The 14,801-nt window shown below is 73.2% G+C and carries 16 protein-coding genes; 10 read left to right on the forward strand and 6 right to left on the reverse strand.

From position 1 onward, the window contains the following. Positions 1 to 83 precede the first annotated feature (83 nt). The gene (locus tag ACFV9O_RS11280) at positions 84 to 215 is read left to right on the forward strand and encodes a hypothetical protein (RefSeq protein WP_385415441.1); all 132 of its coding nucleotides are present in this window, start codon (positions 84 to 86) and stop codon (positions 213 to 215) included. Between the two features lie 168 nt (positions 216 to 383). Continuing rightward, a complete protein-coding gene (locus tag ACFV9O_RS11285) occupies positions 384 to 1,163 on the forward strand; it encodes a sulfite exporter TauE/SafE family protein (RefSeq protein WP_385415444.1) in 780 nt (259 codons plus the stop codon). 47 nt (positions 1,164 to 1,210) lie between these two features. On the opposite strand, the gene ACFV9O_RS11290 is transcribed toward ACFV9O_RS11285, so the two are convergent. From ACFV9O_RS11290 to soxR, 4 genes are all read right to left on the reverse strand, one after another. Beyond that, on the reverse strand, positions 1,211 to 1,861 hold the full coding sequence (locus tag ACFV9O_RS11290) for a class F sortase (protein WP_385415446.1): 651 nt from the start codon (positions 1,859 to 1,861) through the stop codon (positions 1,211 to 1,213). Between the two features lie 139 nt (positions 1,862 to 2,000). Next, positions 2,001 to 2,528, reverse strand: coding sequence for a hypothetical protein (locus ACFV9O_RS11295; protein ID WP_385415447.1), 528 nt, complete (start codon positions 2,526 to 2,528; stop codon positions 2,001 to 2,003). Positions 2,529 to 2,788: 260 nt separating this feature from the next. Further along, on the reverse strand, positions 2,789 to 3,550 hold the full coding sequence (locus tag ACFV9O_RS11300; RefSeq protein WP_385415450.1) for an aminotransferase class IV: 762 nt from the start codon (positions 3,548 to 3,550) through the stop codon (positions 2,789 to 2,791). Positions 3,551 to 3,670: 120 nt separating this feature from the next. After that, positions 3,671 to 4,126: a redox-sensitive transcriptional activator SoxR gene (gene soxR / locus ACFV9O_RS11305; protein ID WP_385415453.1), complete on the reverse strand. Its 456-nt coding sequence runs from the start codon at positions 4,124 to 4,126 to the stop codon at positions 3,671 to 3,673. Positions 4,127 to 4,180: 54 nt separating this feature from the next. Between soxR and ACFV9O_RS11310 the strand changes: the two genes are divergently transcribed. From ACFV9O_RS11310 to ACFV9O_RS11325, 4 genes are all read left to right on the forward strand, one after another. Beyond that, positions 4,181 to 4,792: an NADPH-dependent FMN reductase gene (locus ACFV9O_RS11310; protein WP_385415456.1), complete on the forward strand. Its 612-nt coding sequence runs from the start codon at positions 4,181 to 4,183 to the stop codon at positions 4,790 to 4,792. A 228-nt stretch (positions 4,793 to 5,020) separates the two neighbouring features. Further along, a complete protein-coding gene (locus ACFV9O_RS11315; RefSeq protein WP_385415459.1) occupies positions 5,021 to 5,785 on the forward strand; it encodes a class I SAM-dependent methyltransferase in 765 nt (254 codons plus the stop codon). Positions 5,786 to 5,832: 47 nt separating this feature from the next. After that, a complete protein-coding gene (cutA, locus tag ACFV9O_RS11320) occupies positions 5,833 to 6,174 on the forward strand; it encodes a divalent-cation tolerance protein CutA (protein WP_385415706.1) in 342 nt (113 codons plus the stop codon). Then, positions 6,171 to 6,599, forward strand: coding sequence for a gamma-glutamylcyclotransferase (locus tag ACFV9O_RS11325; protein WP_385415461.1), 429 nt, complete (start codon positions 6,171 to 6,173; stop codon positions 6,597 to 6,599). The genes cutA and ACFV9O_RS11325 overlap by 4 nt, the downstream gene beginning before the upstream one ends. A gap of 38 nt (positions 6,600 to 6,637) precedes the next feature. Here the strand turns inward: ACFV9O_RS11325 and ACFV9O_RS11330 are convergent, their stop codons facing one another. After that, positions 6,638 to 8,788, reverse strand: coding sequence for a molybdopterin oxidoreductase family protein (locus ACFV9O_RS11330; RefSeq protein ID WP_385415463.1), 2,151 nt, complete (start codon positions 8,786 to 8,788; stop codon positions 6,638 to 6,640). Between the two features lie 130 nt (positions 8,789 to 8,918). Then, complete coding sequence (locus ACFV9O_RS11335) at positions 8,919 to 9,635, reverse strand: vancomycin high temperature exclusion protein (protein ID WP_385415465.1); 717 nt, start codon at positions 9,633 to 9,635, stop codon at positions 8,919 to 8,921. 247 nt (positions 9,636 to 9,882) lie between these two features. On the opposite strand from ACFV9O_RS11335, the gene ACFV9O_RS11340 reads away from it, so the two are divergent. The 4 genes from ACFV9O_RS11340 (at position 9,883) to ACFV9O_RS11355 (ending at position 14,793) form a co-directional block, all read left to right on the forward strand. Then, on the forward strand, positions 9,883 to 10,584 hold the full coding sequence (locus tag ACFV9O_RS11340) for a hypothetical protein (RefSeq protein ID WP_385415468.1): 702 nt from the start codon (positions 9,883 to 9,885) through the stop codon (positions 10,582 to 10,584). Positions 10,585 to 10,747: 163 nt separating this feature from the next. Beyond that, positions 10,748 to 11,713 carry a sirohydrochlorin chelatase gene (locus ACFV9O_RS11345; protein ID WP_385415471.1) on the forward strand — a complete coding sequence of 322 codons (966 nt, stop codon included), beginning with the start codon at positions 10,748 to 10,750 and terminating at the stop codon, positions 11,711 to 11,713. A 36-nt stretch (positions 11,714 to 11,749) separates the two neighbouring features. Then, positions 11,750 to 13,108, forward strand: a complete 1,359-nt coding sequence (locus ACFV9O_RS11350; RefSeq protein WP_385415473.1) for a deoxyguanosinetriphosphate triphosphohydrolase — start codon at positions 11,750 to 11,752, stop codon at positions 13,106 to 13,108. A gap of 416 nt (positions 13,109 to 13,524) precedes the next feature. Then, a complete protein-coding gene (locus ACFV9O_RS11355; protein WP_385415476.1) occupies positions 13,525 to 14,793 on the forward strand; it encodes an NAD(P)/FAD-dependent oxidoreductase in 1,269 nt (422 codons plus the stop codon). Positions 14,794 to 14,801: the final 8 nt, after the last annotated feature.

A 14,801-nucleotide genomic window follows, 5' to 3' on the forward strand; every position in this document is an offset into this window, starting at 1 on the left:
CAAGGATCTCCTCGACCCCGCTGAACAGGCCCTTTTCCGTTCCTGCCTTCGACCCGCCGGCTCCGCGGGCGCTGCGCAGTCTCGTGCCCGGACTCGCCGACCACGACGTGTATCTGTGCGGGCCGCCCGGGATGACGGACGCGGCGACGGCGGCGCTGGTGCGGGCGGGGGTGCCGGAGAGCCACATCCATAGGGAGTGCTTCAGCTTCGCGTAGCTGCCTGGTCGCGCACTCGCGCGGGGGCCGGTGTGTCCCGCCCGCCCCGCCGCGGGTCCCGCGCCCCGCCCGCCCCCGACCGGCTGCCCGTCGGCGGAACCTCAGACGTGGCTCAACTCTCCCGGGAATGATGGACGGCGCACGCATCTGATCCGTAGGGTCGCGGGCATGCCCGACATATCGCTGACCACGCTCGTCTTCCTGTGCCTCGCCGCCGCGGCGGCCGGCTGGATCGATGCGGTGGTCGGCGGCGGAGGGCTGCTGCTCCTGCCCGCGCTGCTGCTCGGGATGCCGCACGTGCCCGCCGCGCACATCCTCGGCACCAACAAGGCAGTGGCCATCGTCGGCACCACGGGTGCGGCGGTGACGTACGTCCGCAAGGCTCCGGTCCAGGTGAAGACCGCGGTACGGATCGGGCTCGCCGCCCTCGCCGGCTCCATGGCCGGGGCCTTCTTCGCGGCGGGCATCAGCAGCGAGGTGCTCCGCCCGGTGATCATGGTGGTGCTGCTGGCCGTCGCGGCGTTCGTGATGCTGCGCCCGTCCTTCGGCTCCGACCAGGACCGCGGCCCGGTCACCCGCGCGCGGATCGTCACCGCGATCGTCCTCGTCGGCGGCGGGATCGGCTTCTACGACGGGCTGTTCGGCCCCGGCACGGGCACGTTCCTGGTGCTGGCGCTCACCGCGGTGCTCCACCTGGACCTGGTCACGGCCTCCGCGACCGCAAAGATCGTCAACGTCTGCACCAACGCCGGGGCGCTCGCGATGTTCGCGTACCAGGGCAGTGTGCTGTGGAAGCCGGCCGTGCTGATGGCGGTGTTCAATCTGGCGGGCGGCATGGTCGGCGCGCGGATGGCCCTCAGGAACGGGTCGGAGTTCGTCCGCCGGGTGCTGCTGGTGGTCGTCTTCTCCCTGGTCGCGAAGCTCGCCTTCGACCAGTGGTCCGGCTAGGGCCTGTCCTTCGGATCGGGCACTGGCGGAGGCGTTGCCCGACGCGCTCAGCCGCGCCGCTCGCGGACACCGATGAGATGCGCGTACGCCACGACGTTCCCCCGGTATCCGGACCTGCTGTCGAAGCCGCCGCCGCAGGTGATCACGCGGAGCTCGGCGCGGTCCGCGGGGCCGTACACCTTGCCGTCCGGGAAGTCCTCGTTCTCGTACACCTCGACGGCGTCGACCGTGAACACCGCGGTGCGGCCGTCCTTGCGGAGGACCTCGATCCGGTGGCCCCTCTGCAGCGTGCCCAGGTCGTAGAAGACCGCCGGGCCCCGGTCGTTGTCGACGTGCCCGGCCACGATCGCGGCGCCGCGCGCGCCCGGGGACGTGCCGCCCCGGTACCAGCCGGCCAGGTTGGACTTACCCGCGGGCGGCACCTCGAGGCTGTCGTCGGGGGAGAGGCCGAGCGGCATGACCGGGGCGTCCACGCGTATGCGGGGGATACGGAAGCGGACCGGCTCGGACGGCGGCAGCGGGTCGGCCGCCGCGTCCGTGTGCTGACCGGCGGCGAAGGCCTGGGCGGCGGACGGCACGGGCGGGGTGACGGTCGTCCGGGCGCCGTTCTGGACCAGCCAGGTGCCGACGCACACGGCGACGACCAGCAGCAAGCCCGTTCCCTTTCGCCTGCCCCGGCTCGCGCTCCTGTCCTGCATCAGAAGTCCTTCGATCGCGGATTCCGGATGCCGGTCCGGATTCCGGATCCGGACCGGGAGATGGTTCCCCGCCCCCGTCAGCCGGACGCATGACGGGGGCGGGGACGGCGGTCACGAGGACGGTGGAGGCCGAGCCTCGTCAGCTCACCTGCGCGCCGCTCGCCCGACGGCGCAGGCGCCAGGTCCCGCCGGCGGCGGCTGCGGCCAGAACGGCCACCCCCGCCGCGATCTGGGTGGTGTCGGGCCCGACGCTGCCGCCGGTACCCGTCTTCACATGGCCGGTCGGCTGCTGCCCGTGGGACTGGACGACCAGGTCCCCGGTGGCCTCCTTGCCGTTGTCGCACAGAACGCCGATGCCGTAGTTGCCGGGCTTCGCGTTCTTCGGCACTTTGAACCGGCCGACCACGACCTCCTTGTGGGTTCCGGGTGCCGCCTTGAAGCCACCCGCGCCGAGCGACTGGGCGTCACCCGTGCCGTGGCCGTCCTTGCCGCAAGCGGCGCTGCTCACGGTGACGGTTGCGCCGGGCGACACGATCGAGGGCGTGATCTCCAAGGGCTCGAAGCTGTCCGCGTACGCCGACGGGGCGGCGGCGAGCGCGCCGAGACAGACGGCGGCTGCCAGCACGGGGCCGGACAGGCCGGCCGGCGGGCGGGCAGTGGTGCGCATGTCGTCCTCCGGGAGCGATGGCGTCCTCTTCATCTCCGAGGTAACGGCCAGCCCGCCGCCCACGCCTGCTGATGGACGATCAGATTCGCCCGCACATCACCGCGTGTCGCCCTTGCCGCGGGGCGTCGCCGCAGGTCACGGCCGGTGCGCTGGGCCATTGGCTGCGCCGTACGGGCGGCCGCGCCGAAAGGGTGACGGCCGACACGCCGGGCGGGCCCGAGGTGGCGTCGCGGCGTGTCGCCCCGCGTGTCGCGCGGCTGTCAGATCGCGTCCCAGGGGACCCCTTCGAACGCCTCCCGCACCCGCTTCATCAGCGATTCCTCCACCGCGAACTCCGTCGAGTCGATCCGCCGCACCGGCGCGAAACCCTGCGAGTTCATGTGGAAGGCCGCTTCGTACGACGGGAGGTCCGCCAGCCGCACCTCGCGCCGCACCGACGGCAGCCGCGGCTCCAGCAGCGCCATCGTGATCCCGCGCAGCGCGGGCGCGTCCGGCCAGACCACCGAAGCGCCGTCCCAGAAGGCCACATTGGTGATGGCGCCCTCCGAGATCACGCCGCCGGGACCGGTCAGCAGGGCCTCGTCGAAGCCCGCGCGGGCAGCCGCTTCCCTGTAGTACCCCTGCGCGAAGCCGCCGAGGTGCTTGATGTGGGCGACGGGCCGCTGGTACGGGACCGACATCAGGCTCCGCGGCGTCTCGGCCATCGTCTGCGGATCGCGGACGGTCACCGCGACGGCCGTCTCGTAGACGTAGACACGCACGGAGGCGTCGCGCCGGCCGGTCGCGGCGAGGGCCTGACGTACGAGCGCACGGACGCGGTCCCCGTCCAGCTCCCTCTCGAACAGCTCCCGCGTCGCGCCGTCCAGCCGCTCCAGATGCAGCGCGAGCCCACGCACCCGCCCCTCGCGCACCTGCATCGCGGTGAAGTGGCCGTAGCCGCTCTGGAGCACGGAAAGCCCGGCGGGGTCCGCCTCGGTGGCCGGGCGTCCGTCGATCTCGATGTATGGGCCGGTCGGAGTCATGTGCCCAACGGTAGGCGGGATCGGCGGCCCGTAAGGCGGAAGGGCCGGAGACGGTGCTGTGGAGCCGCGGAACCGGCGCGACGGAGCGGCGGTGGCGGCGCGACGGAACAGCGGCGGCGATCAGTCCTCGATCAGGCGGCGCGGCCCCGGACCGTGCGACGACAGCTCGTCGCCCGGGTTGGACAGGACGCACCGGTCCAGCGAGAGACAGCCGCAGCCGATGCACTCGGTGAGGTTGTCCCGGAGCCGCTGGAGCGTACGGATCCGCAGATCGAGGTCGTCGCGCCAGCACTCCGAGATCCGCGCCCAGTCCTCCCGCGTGGGCGTACGGTCCTCCGGCAGCAGCCCGAGCACCTCGCGGATCGTGGCGAGCGGGATGCCGAGCCGCTGCGAGGTCCGGATGAACGCGACGCGGCGCAGCGTGTCCCGGCCGTAGCGCCGCTGGTTGCCGGTCGTGCGGCGGCTCCTGATCAGCCCCTCGCGTTCGTAGAAGCGCAGCGCGGAGGGGGCGACGCCGCTGCGCTCCGCCAGCTCACCGATGGTGGCTTCCTTGGCGTCCCAGGCGAGATGGGTCATGCCCTCCAGCGTAGCGCTTGACCTCAACCATGGTTTAAGTACCAGGCTCGGGGCATGGACCTCACCACACCTGCGCAGACCGTCCCGGCCGGGCCCCTCGGGCTCGCCGTCGTCATCGGCAGCAACCGCGAAGGCCGCTTCGGCCCCGTCGTCGCCGACTGGTTCCTGTCCCGGGCCGCCGATCGCGACGACTTCACCGTCGAGGTCGTCGACCTCGCCGACGTCGATCTGCCCACGTCCTTGTCGTACGCCCCCGACGACCGCGTCAAGGCCGAACTCGCGAAGGTCACGCCCCGGCTCGCCGACGCGGACGCCTTCATCGTGGTCACCCCCGAGTACAACCACTCCTTCCCCGCGGCCCTCAAGAACCTCGTCGACTGGCACTACACCCAGTGGCAGGCCAAGCCCGTCGGCTTCGTCTCGTACGGCGGCATGTCGGGCGGACTGCGCGCGGTGGAACAACTGCGGCAGGTCTTCGCCGAGATGCACGCCGTCACCGTCCGCGACACCGTCTCCTTCCACAACGCCCGCATCCACTTCGACGACGAAGGACGCCACAAGGACCCCACCGGACCCGACGCGGCCGCGAAGACGATGCTCGACCAGCTCGCCTGGTGGGGCACCGCACTGCGGGACGCCAGGACCCGGCACCCCTACGCGGGCTGAGGACCTCCGGAAAGTCGCCTCGGAGGAGGCGGGAACGCCCCCGGGACGGCCTTCGAAGGGTGCCTGGAGGGTCATGTCCCGGCACGTGCGGGTGCCGGGATTCCCGCCCTCCCACCACGCCCTCAGGCGCCTGCCGACGCCCGCCGGCGCACCCCCGCCAACCCCTCCTGAGCTGGGCTTTCGTGTCACGCGGACCTACCATCTCCCCATCGGGAAGAGGGGACTTGGATGAACCGCGACATACGCACGGTAGACGACGTACTGAGGCTCCTGGACGGCTTGTTCGCGCCGGAGGCCGACCGCTGGACCGCAGGCGCGGCCTCCTGGTGGGACGGCTTCTACGCGGACCGTTCCAAGCCGGTGCCGTTCTTCGTGGCGAAGCCGGACGAGAACCTGGCCTCGTACGCGGAGCGCAGCCTGATCACCCCGGGCCGCGCCCTCGACCTGGGCTGCGGCCCGGGCCGCAACGCGCTCCACCTCGCCTCCCTCGGCTTCGACGTGGACGCCGTCGACCTCTCCCCGGCGGCCATCGCCTGGGCCGGCGACCGGGCGCGCGAGGCGGGGGCCGACGGCGTCCGCTTCCACTGCGGCGACGCCTTCGAGCTGACCGCGGCCGAACTCTGCGGTCCGTACGACCTGATCTACGACTCCGGCTGCTTCCACCATCTGCCGCCGCACCGCCGCATCAGCTACCTCGCCCTCATCGAGCGGGTCCTCGCGCCCGGCGGCCACTTCGCCCTGACCTGCTTCGCGGCCGGCGCGATGGGCTCCGAACTCCCCGACTCCGACTTCTACCGCGAGTCCCGCCTCCACGGCGGACTCGCCTACACGGCGGAGTCCTTGCGCCGGATCTTCTCCGACCTGACGGAGGTCGAACTGCGCCGCATGCACGACGAACAAGACGAGTCCCCGCACTTCGGCGAGCCCTTCCTCTGGACGGCCCTGTTCCGCCGGGCCGCCCCCGAGACGGAGCCGGTCGCCCAGGTGTATTGATCACGAGCGTTGTTGACATTCACAGAGAGGAGTTGCTCGTGACCCTGATGACCCGGGCCCTGACGGTCCTGACCACCACCGACAGCGCGGCGAAGGCCGAGGAGCTGGCGCGCGGCGCGGTGGAGGCGCGGCTGGCCGCCTGCGCGCAGATCTCCGCGCCCGTCACGTCCGTCTACCGCTGGCAGAACGCCATCGAGACGAGTGAGGAGTGGCAGATCCTCTTCAAGACGACGGAGGCCCGCTACGACGCGCTCGAGGCGCATCTCCGGGACCGGCACGACTACGAGACCCCGGAGATCATCGCCACGCCGGTGGTGCGGGGGAGTGCCGCGTACCTGGAGTGGATCGAGGCGGAGACGACCGCACCGACATCACCGGAGGGGGCGTGAGGGAGCCGGCGGGCGGGCAGTTGCCGTTCTTCGTCTACGGCACGCTGCGCGCGGGCGAGCACAACCACGACCTCTTCCTGCGCGGCCGCACCTCTTCGGAGGAGCCCGCCGTGCTGCGGGGTGCGCTGCTGTACGAGGGGCCCGGGTACCCGTACGCCGTCGAGGGCGGCGACGGCACCGTCACCGGCGAGCTCGTCACGGCGGCGCCGGGGCACTACCGGGAGCTGACAGCGGTACTGGACCACCTGGAGGAGTACGTCGGGCCGGGAGACCCGCGGAACCTGTACGTCCGGGTCGAGCGCGACGTCCACACGGCGAAGGGCGCGGTGCGGGCGTGGGTGTACGTGGCGGCGGAGAGGGTGGCCGCCGGGCTGCGGGCACACGGGACGGTGATCCCGGGGGGCGACTGGTCGGCGGTGCGCTGAGGTGACCGGTACCGTCCGGTCGGCCCGTGTGTCCGTCCTCAATCGCCGGACGGGCTCGGAAGGAGGCCCGCCCGCTCCAGTCGCACCGCGCACACCTTGAACTCCGGCATCCGCGACACCGGGTCGAGCGCCGGATTGGTCAGCGTGTTCGCCCGTCCGGCGCCCGCCCAGTGGAACGGCATGAACACCGTGTCCGGCCGGATCGTGTCCGTCACCCGGGCCGGTGCCACCGCCCGCCCCCGTCGCGACACCACCACGACCGGCTCGCCGTCCGCCACCCCCACCCGCGCCGCGAGATGCGGATGCAGCTCGACGAACGGCCCCGGCGCGGCGGCGTTCAGCTCGGCGACGCGGCGGGTCTGCGCCCCGGACTGGTACTGCGCCACGACCCGCCCGGTCGTCAGCACGACGGGGAAGTCCGCGTCCGTCTCCTCCCCGGCCTCCCGGTGCACGACGGGCACGAACCGCGCCCGCCCGTCCGGTGTCGCGAACCGTTCCAGGAACAGCCGCGGGGTCCCCGGATGCGGCTCCCGTACGGGGCCGCTCGCCGGCGCCGCGTCCGGGCACGGCCAGAAGACGCCGTTCTCCTCCTCCAACCGCCGGTAGCTGATGCCCGAGTAGTCCGCGGGCCCACCCGCCGAGGCCCGGCGCAGCTCCCCGAACACCTCCTCCGGGTCCGTCGGGAACCCCTTCTCGTGCCCCAGCAGCCCGGCCAGCCCGTGCAGGAGCTCCAGGTCGCTGCGTACCCCCTCCGGAGGCGTGATCGCGCGCCGTCGCAGCAGCACCCGGCCCTCCAGGTTCGTCGTGGTCCCCGTCTCCTCCGCCCACTGGGTCACCGGGAACACCACGTCCGCCAGTTCCGCCGTCTCCGACAGCACCACGTCCGCGACGGCGAGGAAGTCGAGCGCGCGGATGCGCTCCTCCACATGCGCGGCGCGCGGCGCGGACACCACCGGGTTGGAGCCCATCAGGAGCAGCGCCTTCACGTCCCGGCCCAGTGCGTCGAGGAGTTCGTACGCACTGCGCCCCGGGCCCGGCAGCGAGTCGGGGTCGACGCCCCACACCCCTGCGACGTGGGCCCGCGCCGCCGGGTCGTCGAGTTTGCGGTAGCCGGGCAACTGGTCGGCCTTCTGGCCGTGCTCGCGCCCGCCCTGCCCGTTGCCCTGCCCGGTGAGGCAGCCGTATCCGGCCAGCGGCCTGCCCGCGTTCCCGGTCGCGAGGGCGAGGTTGATCCAGGCGCCGACCGTGTCCGTGCCCTTCGACTGCTGCTCGGGGCCGCGGGCCGTGAGCACCATCGCCGTGGGTGCGTCGCAGAACATGCCCACGGCGGCGCGCAGTTGCGGCACCCCGACGCCGGTGATCCGTTCGACCAGCTCGGGCCAGTGGGCCATCGCGGCCGCCCTGGCCTCCTCCCAGCCCGTCGTGCGCTCCCGGATGAACTCCTCGTCCGTCCGCCCCTGCGCCACCACCAGGTGCAGCAGCCCGAGCGCGAGCGCGAGATCGGTGCCGGGGCGCGGCGCGAGATGGAGGTCGGCCTGCTCGGCCGTCTTCGTACGGCGCGGGTCGACGACGATCAGCGTGCCGCCGTTCTCCTTCAGCTCCCTGAGGTAGCGCAGCGCCGGCGGCATCGTCTCGGCGAGGTTGGAGCCGACGAGGATGACGCAGCCGGTGCGCGGGACGTCCTCCAGCGGGAACGGCAGCCCCCGGTCGAGTCCGAACGCCCTGTGGTGTGCGGCGGCGGCCGACGACATGCAGAAGCGGCCGTTGTAGTCGATCTGCGAGGTGCCGAGCACGACCCGGGCGAACTTCCCGAGCGCGTACGCCTTCTCGTTGGTCAGACCGCCGCCGCCGAACACGCCGACGGCGTCGGCGCCGTGGACCGTGCGGGTCCGCCGGAGCCCTTCGGCGGTGACGCGGAGGGCCTCCTCCCAGGTGGCCGGTTCGAGCCTGCCTGTGGCGGGGCGTCGGACCAGGGGCCCGGTCAGCCGTACCCGGGAGGAGAGCACCGCGGGTGCCGTACGTCCCTTGCCGCACAGGGCGCCCCGGTTCACGGGGAAGTCGTCGCGCTCGACGACCTCGACCGTGGTCCCGGTTCCGCGCAGGTTCATGCCGCACTGCAGAGAGCAGTACGGGCAGTGGGTGGGGACGAGCGCGGGGGCGACGGCGGCGGGGGCTGGTGCTCGGGACATGGCACTCAGCGTGCGTCGTCCGTGTTACGGCGGTGGTCGCCTCCTATTACGGCTCCGGTACGCGGCCCTCCGCCCGGACCGCGGTCCGGGGTGAGCCGGCCGGCGCGGACCGCGGTGCTGGCGGAGCTGCTCAGCGTGCGGCGGCCGAGGCGAGCGCCTCCGTGACGCCCCGCTCCTGCTGCCCGAGGAACCGCGGGTCCGGCTCAAAGGCCGCGTCCAGTGCCGCCTTGCCCGCCGCGAACATCTCCCGCGCCCCGCCGTAGTACCAGGTCGCGTCGTGCGGCTCGGCGACCCCGACGCCGTACGACTCCACTCCCGCCGCGTCGCACAGGGCGATCGCCCGCCTGATGTGGAAGCCCTGCGTCACGAGCACCGCCCGGTCGACCCCGAAGATCTTCTTGGCGCGCACGCACGAGTCCCAGGTGTCGAAGCCCGCGTAGTCGCTGACGATGCGCCCGTCCGGGACGCCCCGCTCGGTGAGGTAGGCGCGCATGGCGTCGGGCTCGTCGTACTCGGCCCGGCTGTTGTCCCCGGTCACGAGCACGACCTTGACCTTCCCGGTCCGGTACAGCTCGGCGGCCGTGTCGAGCCGGTGCGCGAGGTACGGGGTCGGGCGGCCCTTCCACAGCCCGGCGCCGAAGACGACGGCCACGTCGCGCGCGGGCACGCCGTCGACGGTGCGGATGCGGCTGTCGGCGACCGCGTGCGTCCAGGTCGCCGGTGCCAGGGCGAGCACGCACCCGAGCATCACGGCCTGCACGGCGCGCCGCTGCCCGCGCCTGCTGCCCGGCAGGAGCGAGAGCTTCCGCAGCCTCGGCGGCTTCAGCGGCTTCTGCGGCTTGCGCATCGAATGTGACCCCCTGGCCCGGTGGTTGTGCCCCGACTCACCTCATCCGACGCCGCGGCGGGCGGAACGGTTCAGCGCTGCACATGGATGTGATCAAGAGAACTGCTCCGACGGCGCGGCCACGTTTCATGTCACCCCTTCGAGGGGTACTTCGGTGGCGCGGACACGCGGAACCACCCTGTGTCCGGGCCGCCTTGGGCTGCGGAATCGGTGCGAAGGGGACCGGCAGATCCGGCATCATTGGCTCATGATCACTGCGTCTGCCCGGAACAACGCCGAATGGTGCGACGCGATGTGCCGCGCGCACGGGACCCCGGGGGTGTTCGGTGAGCGCGCCTGGACCAGCGAGCGGCGCACCCCGCCGCTGTACCCGGACGCCGTGACCCTGTCGCCGTACGCCACGGCCCGCGAGGTGCTGGACGAGATCGATCGCGAGGCGCCCGGCTGCTCGGTCAAGGACAGCTTCGGGCGCCTCGATCTGTCGGCCGACGGCTTCGAGGTGCTCTTCGAGGCACGCTGGATCCACCGCCCCGCCACCCTCGCGGCCCCCGTCGCCCCGGATGACGTCCACTGGCGGCCGGTCCGCAGCGCCCGCGGTCTGGCCGCCTGGGAGGAGGCGTGGTCCGGCGGCGACGAGAGCCTCGCCGGCCTCTTCCGCCCCGAACTCCTCGCCGACCGCGCCACGACGGTCCTCGCCGGTACGACGGACGACGGGGCCCGTACCGTCGCCGGAGCCGTGGTGAGCCGCAGCGACTCCGTCATCGGCGTCTCCAACGTCTTCGCCGCCGACGACGACCTCGACCGCGCCTGGTCCGGCTGCCTCGCCACCGTCGCCCGCCTCTGGCCGGGCCTCCCGCTCGTCGGCTACGAACACGGCGACGCCCTCGACGCGGCGTCCCGGCAGGGCTGCGTGCCGGGCGCGACCCTGCAGGTCTGGCTGGCGAGCTGACGCGGGCGGGCGCGCGGGCGCGGGCGCTCACGCGGGCGCACGCGGGGGCCGGGTCCGACGGCCGGGCCGCCTGACAACGCCGGCGCCGGGCCGGTGAGGCCATGGAAAACACCCGTCACCCCGGCGCAACGACCTGGCAACCTCCGCCCGCCAGGATCGGTCCATGACGGAGTCGGCACACCCTCGCGAGTCCCTGGCCCCGAACCCGCTGCCCCTCGACAGCACGACACAGCTGCTCGGCCGCATCACGGCACAGCTCGGGGCACAGCTCAGTCATGTCCAGCTCAATGGAGTGCGCAGACCCATGAGTTCTCCGAGTACGACCACCGACGACCTGCTCATATCCGGGACCCGGGAACCGGCCGCCCCCGCCCGGTCCGCCGCCCCCGCCCTCGTCGCCGTCGCGCACGGCAGCCGCGACCCGCGTGCCCCGCGCACCGTGACCCGGCTGCTCGACCGCGTACGCGAGCTGCGTCCCGGCCTCGACGTCCGCCTCGGGCACATCGAGCTCGACGAGCCGCTGCTCCCCGACACCCTCGCCGCCCTCACCGCACACGGCGACCGCGAGGCCGTCCTCGTACCGCTGCTGCTCGGCCGCGGCTACCACGTGAAGCGGGACATCCCCGCCGCCGTCGCCGCCGCACCACGGCTGCACGCCCGGATCGCGCGGCCGCTCGGCCCGCACCCCCTGCTCGCCGAGGCGCTGTACTCCAGGCTCGCCGAGGCCGGATGGCGCAGCGCGGACAACGGCAGCCGCAGCGCCGGAGTGGTGCTTGCCGCGGCCGGTTCCCGCGACCCCGAGTCGGCCGCCGACGCCCGCCGCACCGCCGCCCTGCTGAGCGAACGCCTCGGCGGGGTGCCCGTCGTCCCCGCGTACGCCTCCGCCGTCTCGCCCACCGTCTCCGACGCGGTGCGCGCGCTGGCGGCCCGGGGCCGCCACCGTGTCGCCGTCGCCTCCTACTTCACCGCGCCCGGACGGTTCGCGTCGGCGGCCGCGGCCGCCGCCCCCTGGACCTCGGCCGCCCCGCTCGGCGCGCACCCCGCGATGGCGCGGCTCGTGCTGCAGCGGTACGACGAGACCGCCGCCACGCCGTCCGTGACGAACCGGCGCCAACTGGTCACCGCCTGAGCGACGCTGTCGGCGTCTGCGGTTACCGTCGGGTGCATGGAAGGCACCACGGGCAGCAGCACCCATCCCGACAACCACGGCATCCACGGCGTCGAGCAGTTCTACGACGCCGCGGCCACCGCGCGCTGGGCCGCCGAGCCCGACAAACGGCCGGGGCGCACCGCCTTCCAGCGCGACCGCGCGCGCGTGGTGCACTCCGGGGCGCTCCGCCGCCTGGCCGGCAAGACCCAGGTGGTGACCCCCGGCTCGCGCAGCGCGGCCTGGGACCCGAGCGCCCGCACGCGCCTGACGCACTCCCTGGAATGCGCCCAGGTCGGCCGTGAGCTGGGTGCGGCGCTCGGCTGCGACCCCGACCTGGTGGAGGCCGCGTGCCTCGCGCATGACATGGGCCATCCGCCCTTCGGGCACAACGGCGAGCAGGCGCTCAACGACGTGGCCAAGGACTGCGGCGGCTTCGAGGGCAACGCCCAGTCCCTGCGGCTGCTCACCCGTATCGAGCCCAAGCGCTTCGTCCGCGCCCCCGCTGTGACATCAGCCGCTGCCGCGGCGGGGGACGAGCTGGTCAGCGTCGGCCTGAACCTCACCCGCGCGGTGCTCGACGCCGCCACCAAGTACCCGTGGGCGCGCGGCGGCCACCCCACCGACCCGGCCTCGCCGAAGTTCGGGGTGTACGAGGACGACATCCCCGTCTTCGCCTGGGTGCGGGAAGGCGCCCCGGCCCACCGCAAGTGCTTCGAGGCGCAGGTCATGGACTGGTCGGACGACGTGGCCTATTCGGTCCACGACTTCGAGGACGGCCTCCACGCCGGGCACATCGATCCGAACGCGCTGCTGTCCGAGCACGAGCGCCGGGAGATCTGGGCGGTGGCCATCGGCCGCTACGTGTCCGAGGACACCGATCCGCAGGCGCTCGCCGATGCCCTCGACCGTCTCGTCGACGAGGAGTGGTGGCCGCACGGCTACGACGGCTCGGCCGTCGCCCAGGCCCGCCTCAAGGACGCGACGAGCCAGCTGATCGGCCGGTTCTGCCTGGCGGCCGAGGGTGCGACCCGTCAGGCGTACGGGACGGGCCGGCTCACCCGGTACGCCGCGGAGCTGGTCGTCCCGGAGGAGGCCCACCTCGAGTGCGCCGTCCTCAAGGCGGTCGCCGACCGCTACGTCATGCAGCGCGCGGAGCAGGAGGCGCTCCGCGCCGAGCAGCGCATCGTCGTCGCCGAGCTCGCTGACGCCCTGGTCACCCGCGCCCCGGAGGGCCTGGACCCGCAGTTCCGAGCGCTGTTCGACGCGGCGGCCGACGACCGGGCACGCAAGCGGGTGATCGTCGACCAGATCGCCTCGCTCACGGACGCCTCGGCCCGCACGCTCCACGCCCGCCTGACCTCGCACCGGCCCTAGCCGGGGGGTGTCTTGTGGATCTTGCCGGGCGCGCGCGCCCTGGCACGCACTCCCCCAGAGCTTCGCCTGGGGGTACCCCCAGCTGCGTTGTCGTAGGTCACCGACTCACCCGTAGCCCTTCGGGCACGGGAGGTGCCCCCACCGCGTCGATTTCTCCCCCTTCCTTCGGCGGGGGGACCCCCACCTCCGCCTTGCGATCGCACGCACCGGACCCCGCTCCCTGATCCGGCCTGATCCACAAGACACCCCCTGGCCCCCGGACCGCCCCGGGCGTGCCGCGCACGCCGGTTGCGTGAGATGGCCGGAACCGACACGCCCACCCGGACACCCCCTCTTCCCCCATCACGCTCCGTGCGGGAGGCTCCCAGAAGGCGGCGTAGCGTGCAGGAGAAGCGGAAACCAAGAGGAGGCATCACGTGGTCGACGCGCATCGGACATTCGTCATCGTGGGCGGGGGACTCGCCGGGGCCAAGGCCGCGGAAACCCTCCGCGCCGAGGGATTCACCGGCAGGGTGATCCTGATCGGCGACGAACGCGACCACCCGTACGAGCGCCCGCCGCTCTCCAAGGGCTATCTGACCGGGAAGGAGGAGCGCGACAGCGTCTTCGTCCACGAGCCGGCCTGGTACGCCCAGAACGACGTCGAGCTGCACCTCGGCCAGCCCGTCACCTCCATCGACCGCGAGAGCCGGTCCGTACGGCTCGGTGACGGCACCACCGTCCGCTACGACAAGCTGCTGCTCGCCACCGGCGCCGAGCCCCGGCGCCTCGACGTCCCCGGCACCGGACTGGCCGGCGTCCACCATCTGCGGCGCCTCGCCCACGCCGACCGGCTGCGGCAGGTCCTCGCCGGCCTCGGTCGTGACAACGGCCATCTGGTGATCGCCGGAGCCGGCTGGATCGGCCTGGAGGTCGCCGCCGCCGCCCGTGGCTACGGCGCGGAGGTCACCATCATCGAGCCCGAGCCCACCCCGCTCCACCAGGTCATCGGCCCCGAGCTGGGCCAGATCTTCGCCGACCTCCACCGGGAGCACGGCGTCCGCTTCCGCTTCGGCGTCCGCCTCACCGAGATCGTCGGCCAGGACGGCATGGTCCTCGCCGCCCGCACCGACGACGGCGAGGAGCACCCCGCCCACAGCGTCCTCGCCGCCATCGGAGCCGCCCCGCGCACCGGCCTCGCCGAATCCGCCGGACTCGCCCTCGTCGACCGCGCCCACGGCGGCGGCGTCGCCGTCGACGCCTCCCTGCGCACCTCCGACCCCGAGATCTACGCGGCCGGTGACGTCGCCGCCGTGCACCACCCGCTCCTCGACATCCGGCTCCGCGTCGAGCACTGGGCGAACGCACTGAACGGCGGCCCCGCCGCCGCCCGCGCGATGCTCGGCCAGGACGTCTCGTACGACCGGATCCCGTACTTCTTCTCCGACCAGTACGACCTCGGCATGGAGTACTCGGGCTGGGCGCCGCCCGGCTCGTACGACCAGGTCGTGCTCCGCGGCGACGTCGGCAAGCGGCAGTTCATCGCCTTCTGGCTCAAGGACCGCAAGGTTCTCGCCGGAATGAACGTCAACGTGTGGGACGTCACGGAGACCGTCCAGGAGCTCATCCGCTCCGGGGCGCCCGTGGACACCGAAGCACTGGCGAACCCCGCCACTGCGCTCAGTGCTGTCACTCCCGCCCCGTAGAATCGGCT

This window comes from Streptomyces sp. NPDC059909 (assembly GCF_042730885.1).
In the GTDB taxonomy this organism is placed as follows: Bacteria; Actinomycetota; Actinomycetes; order Streptomycetales; family Streptomycetaceae; genus Streptomyces.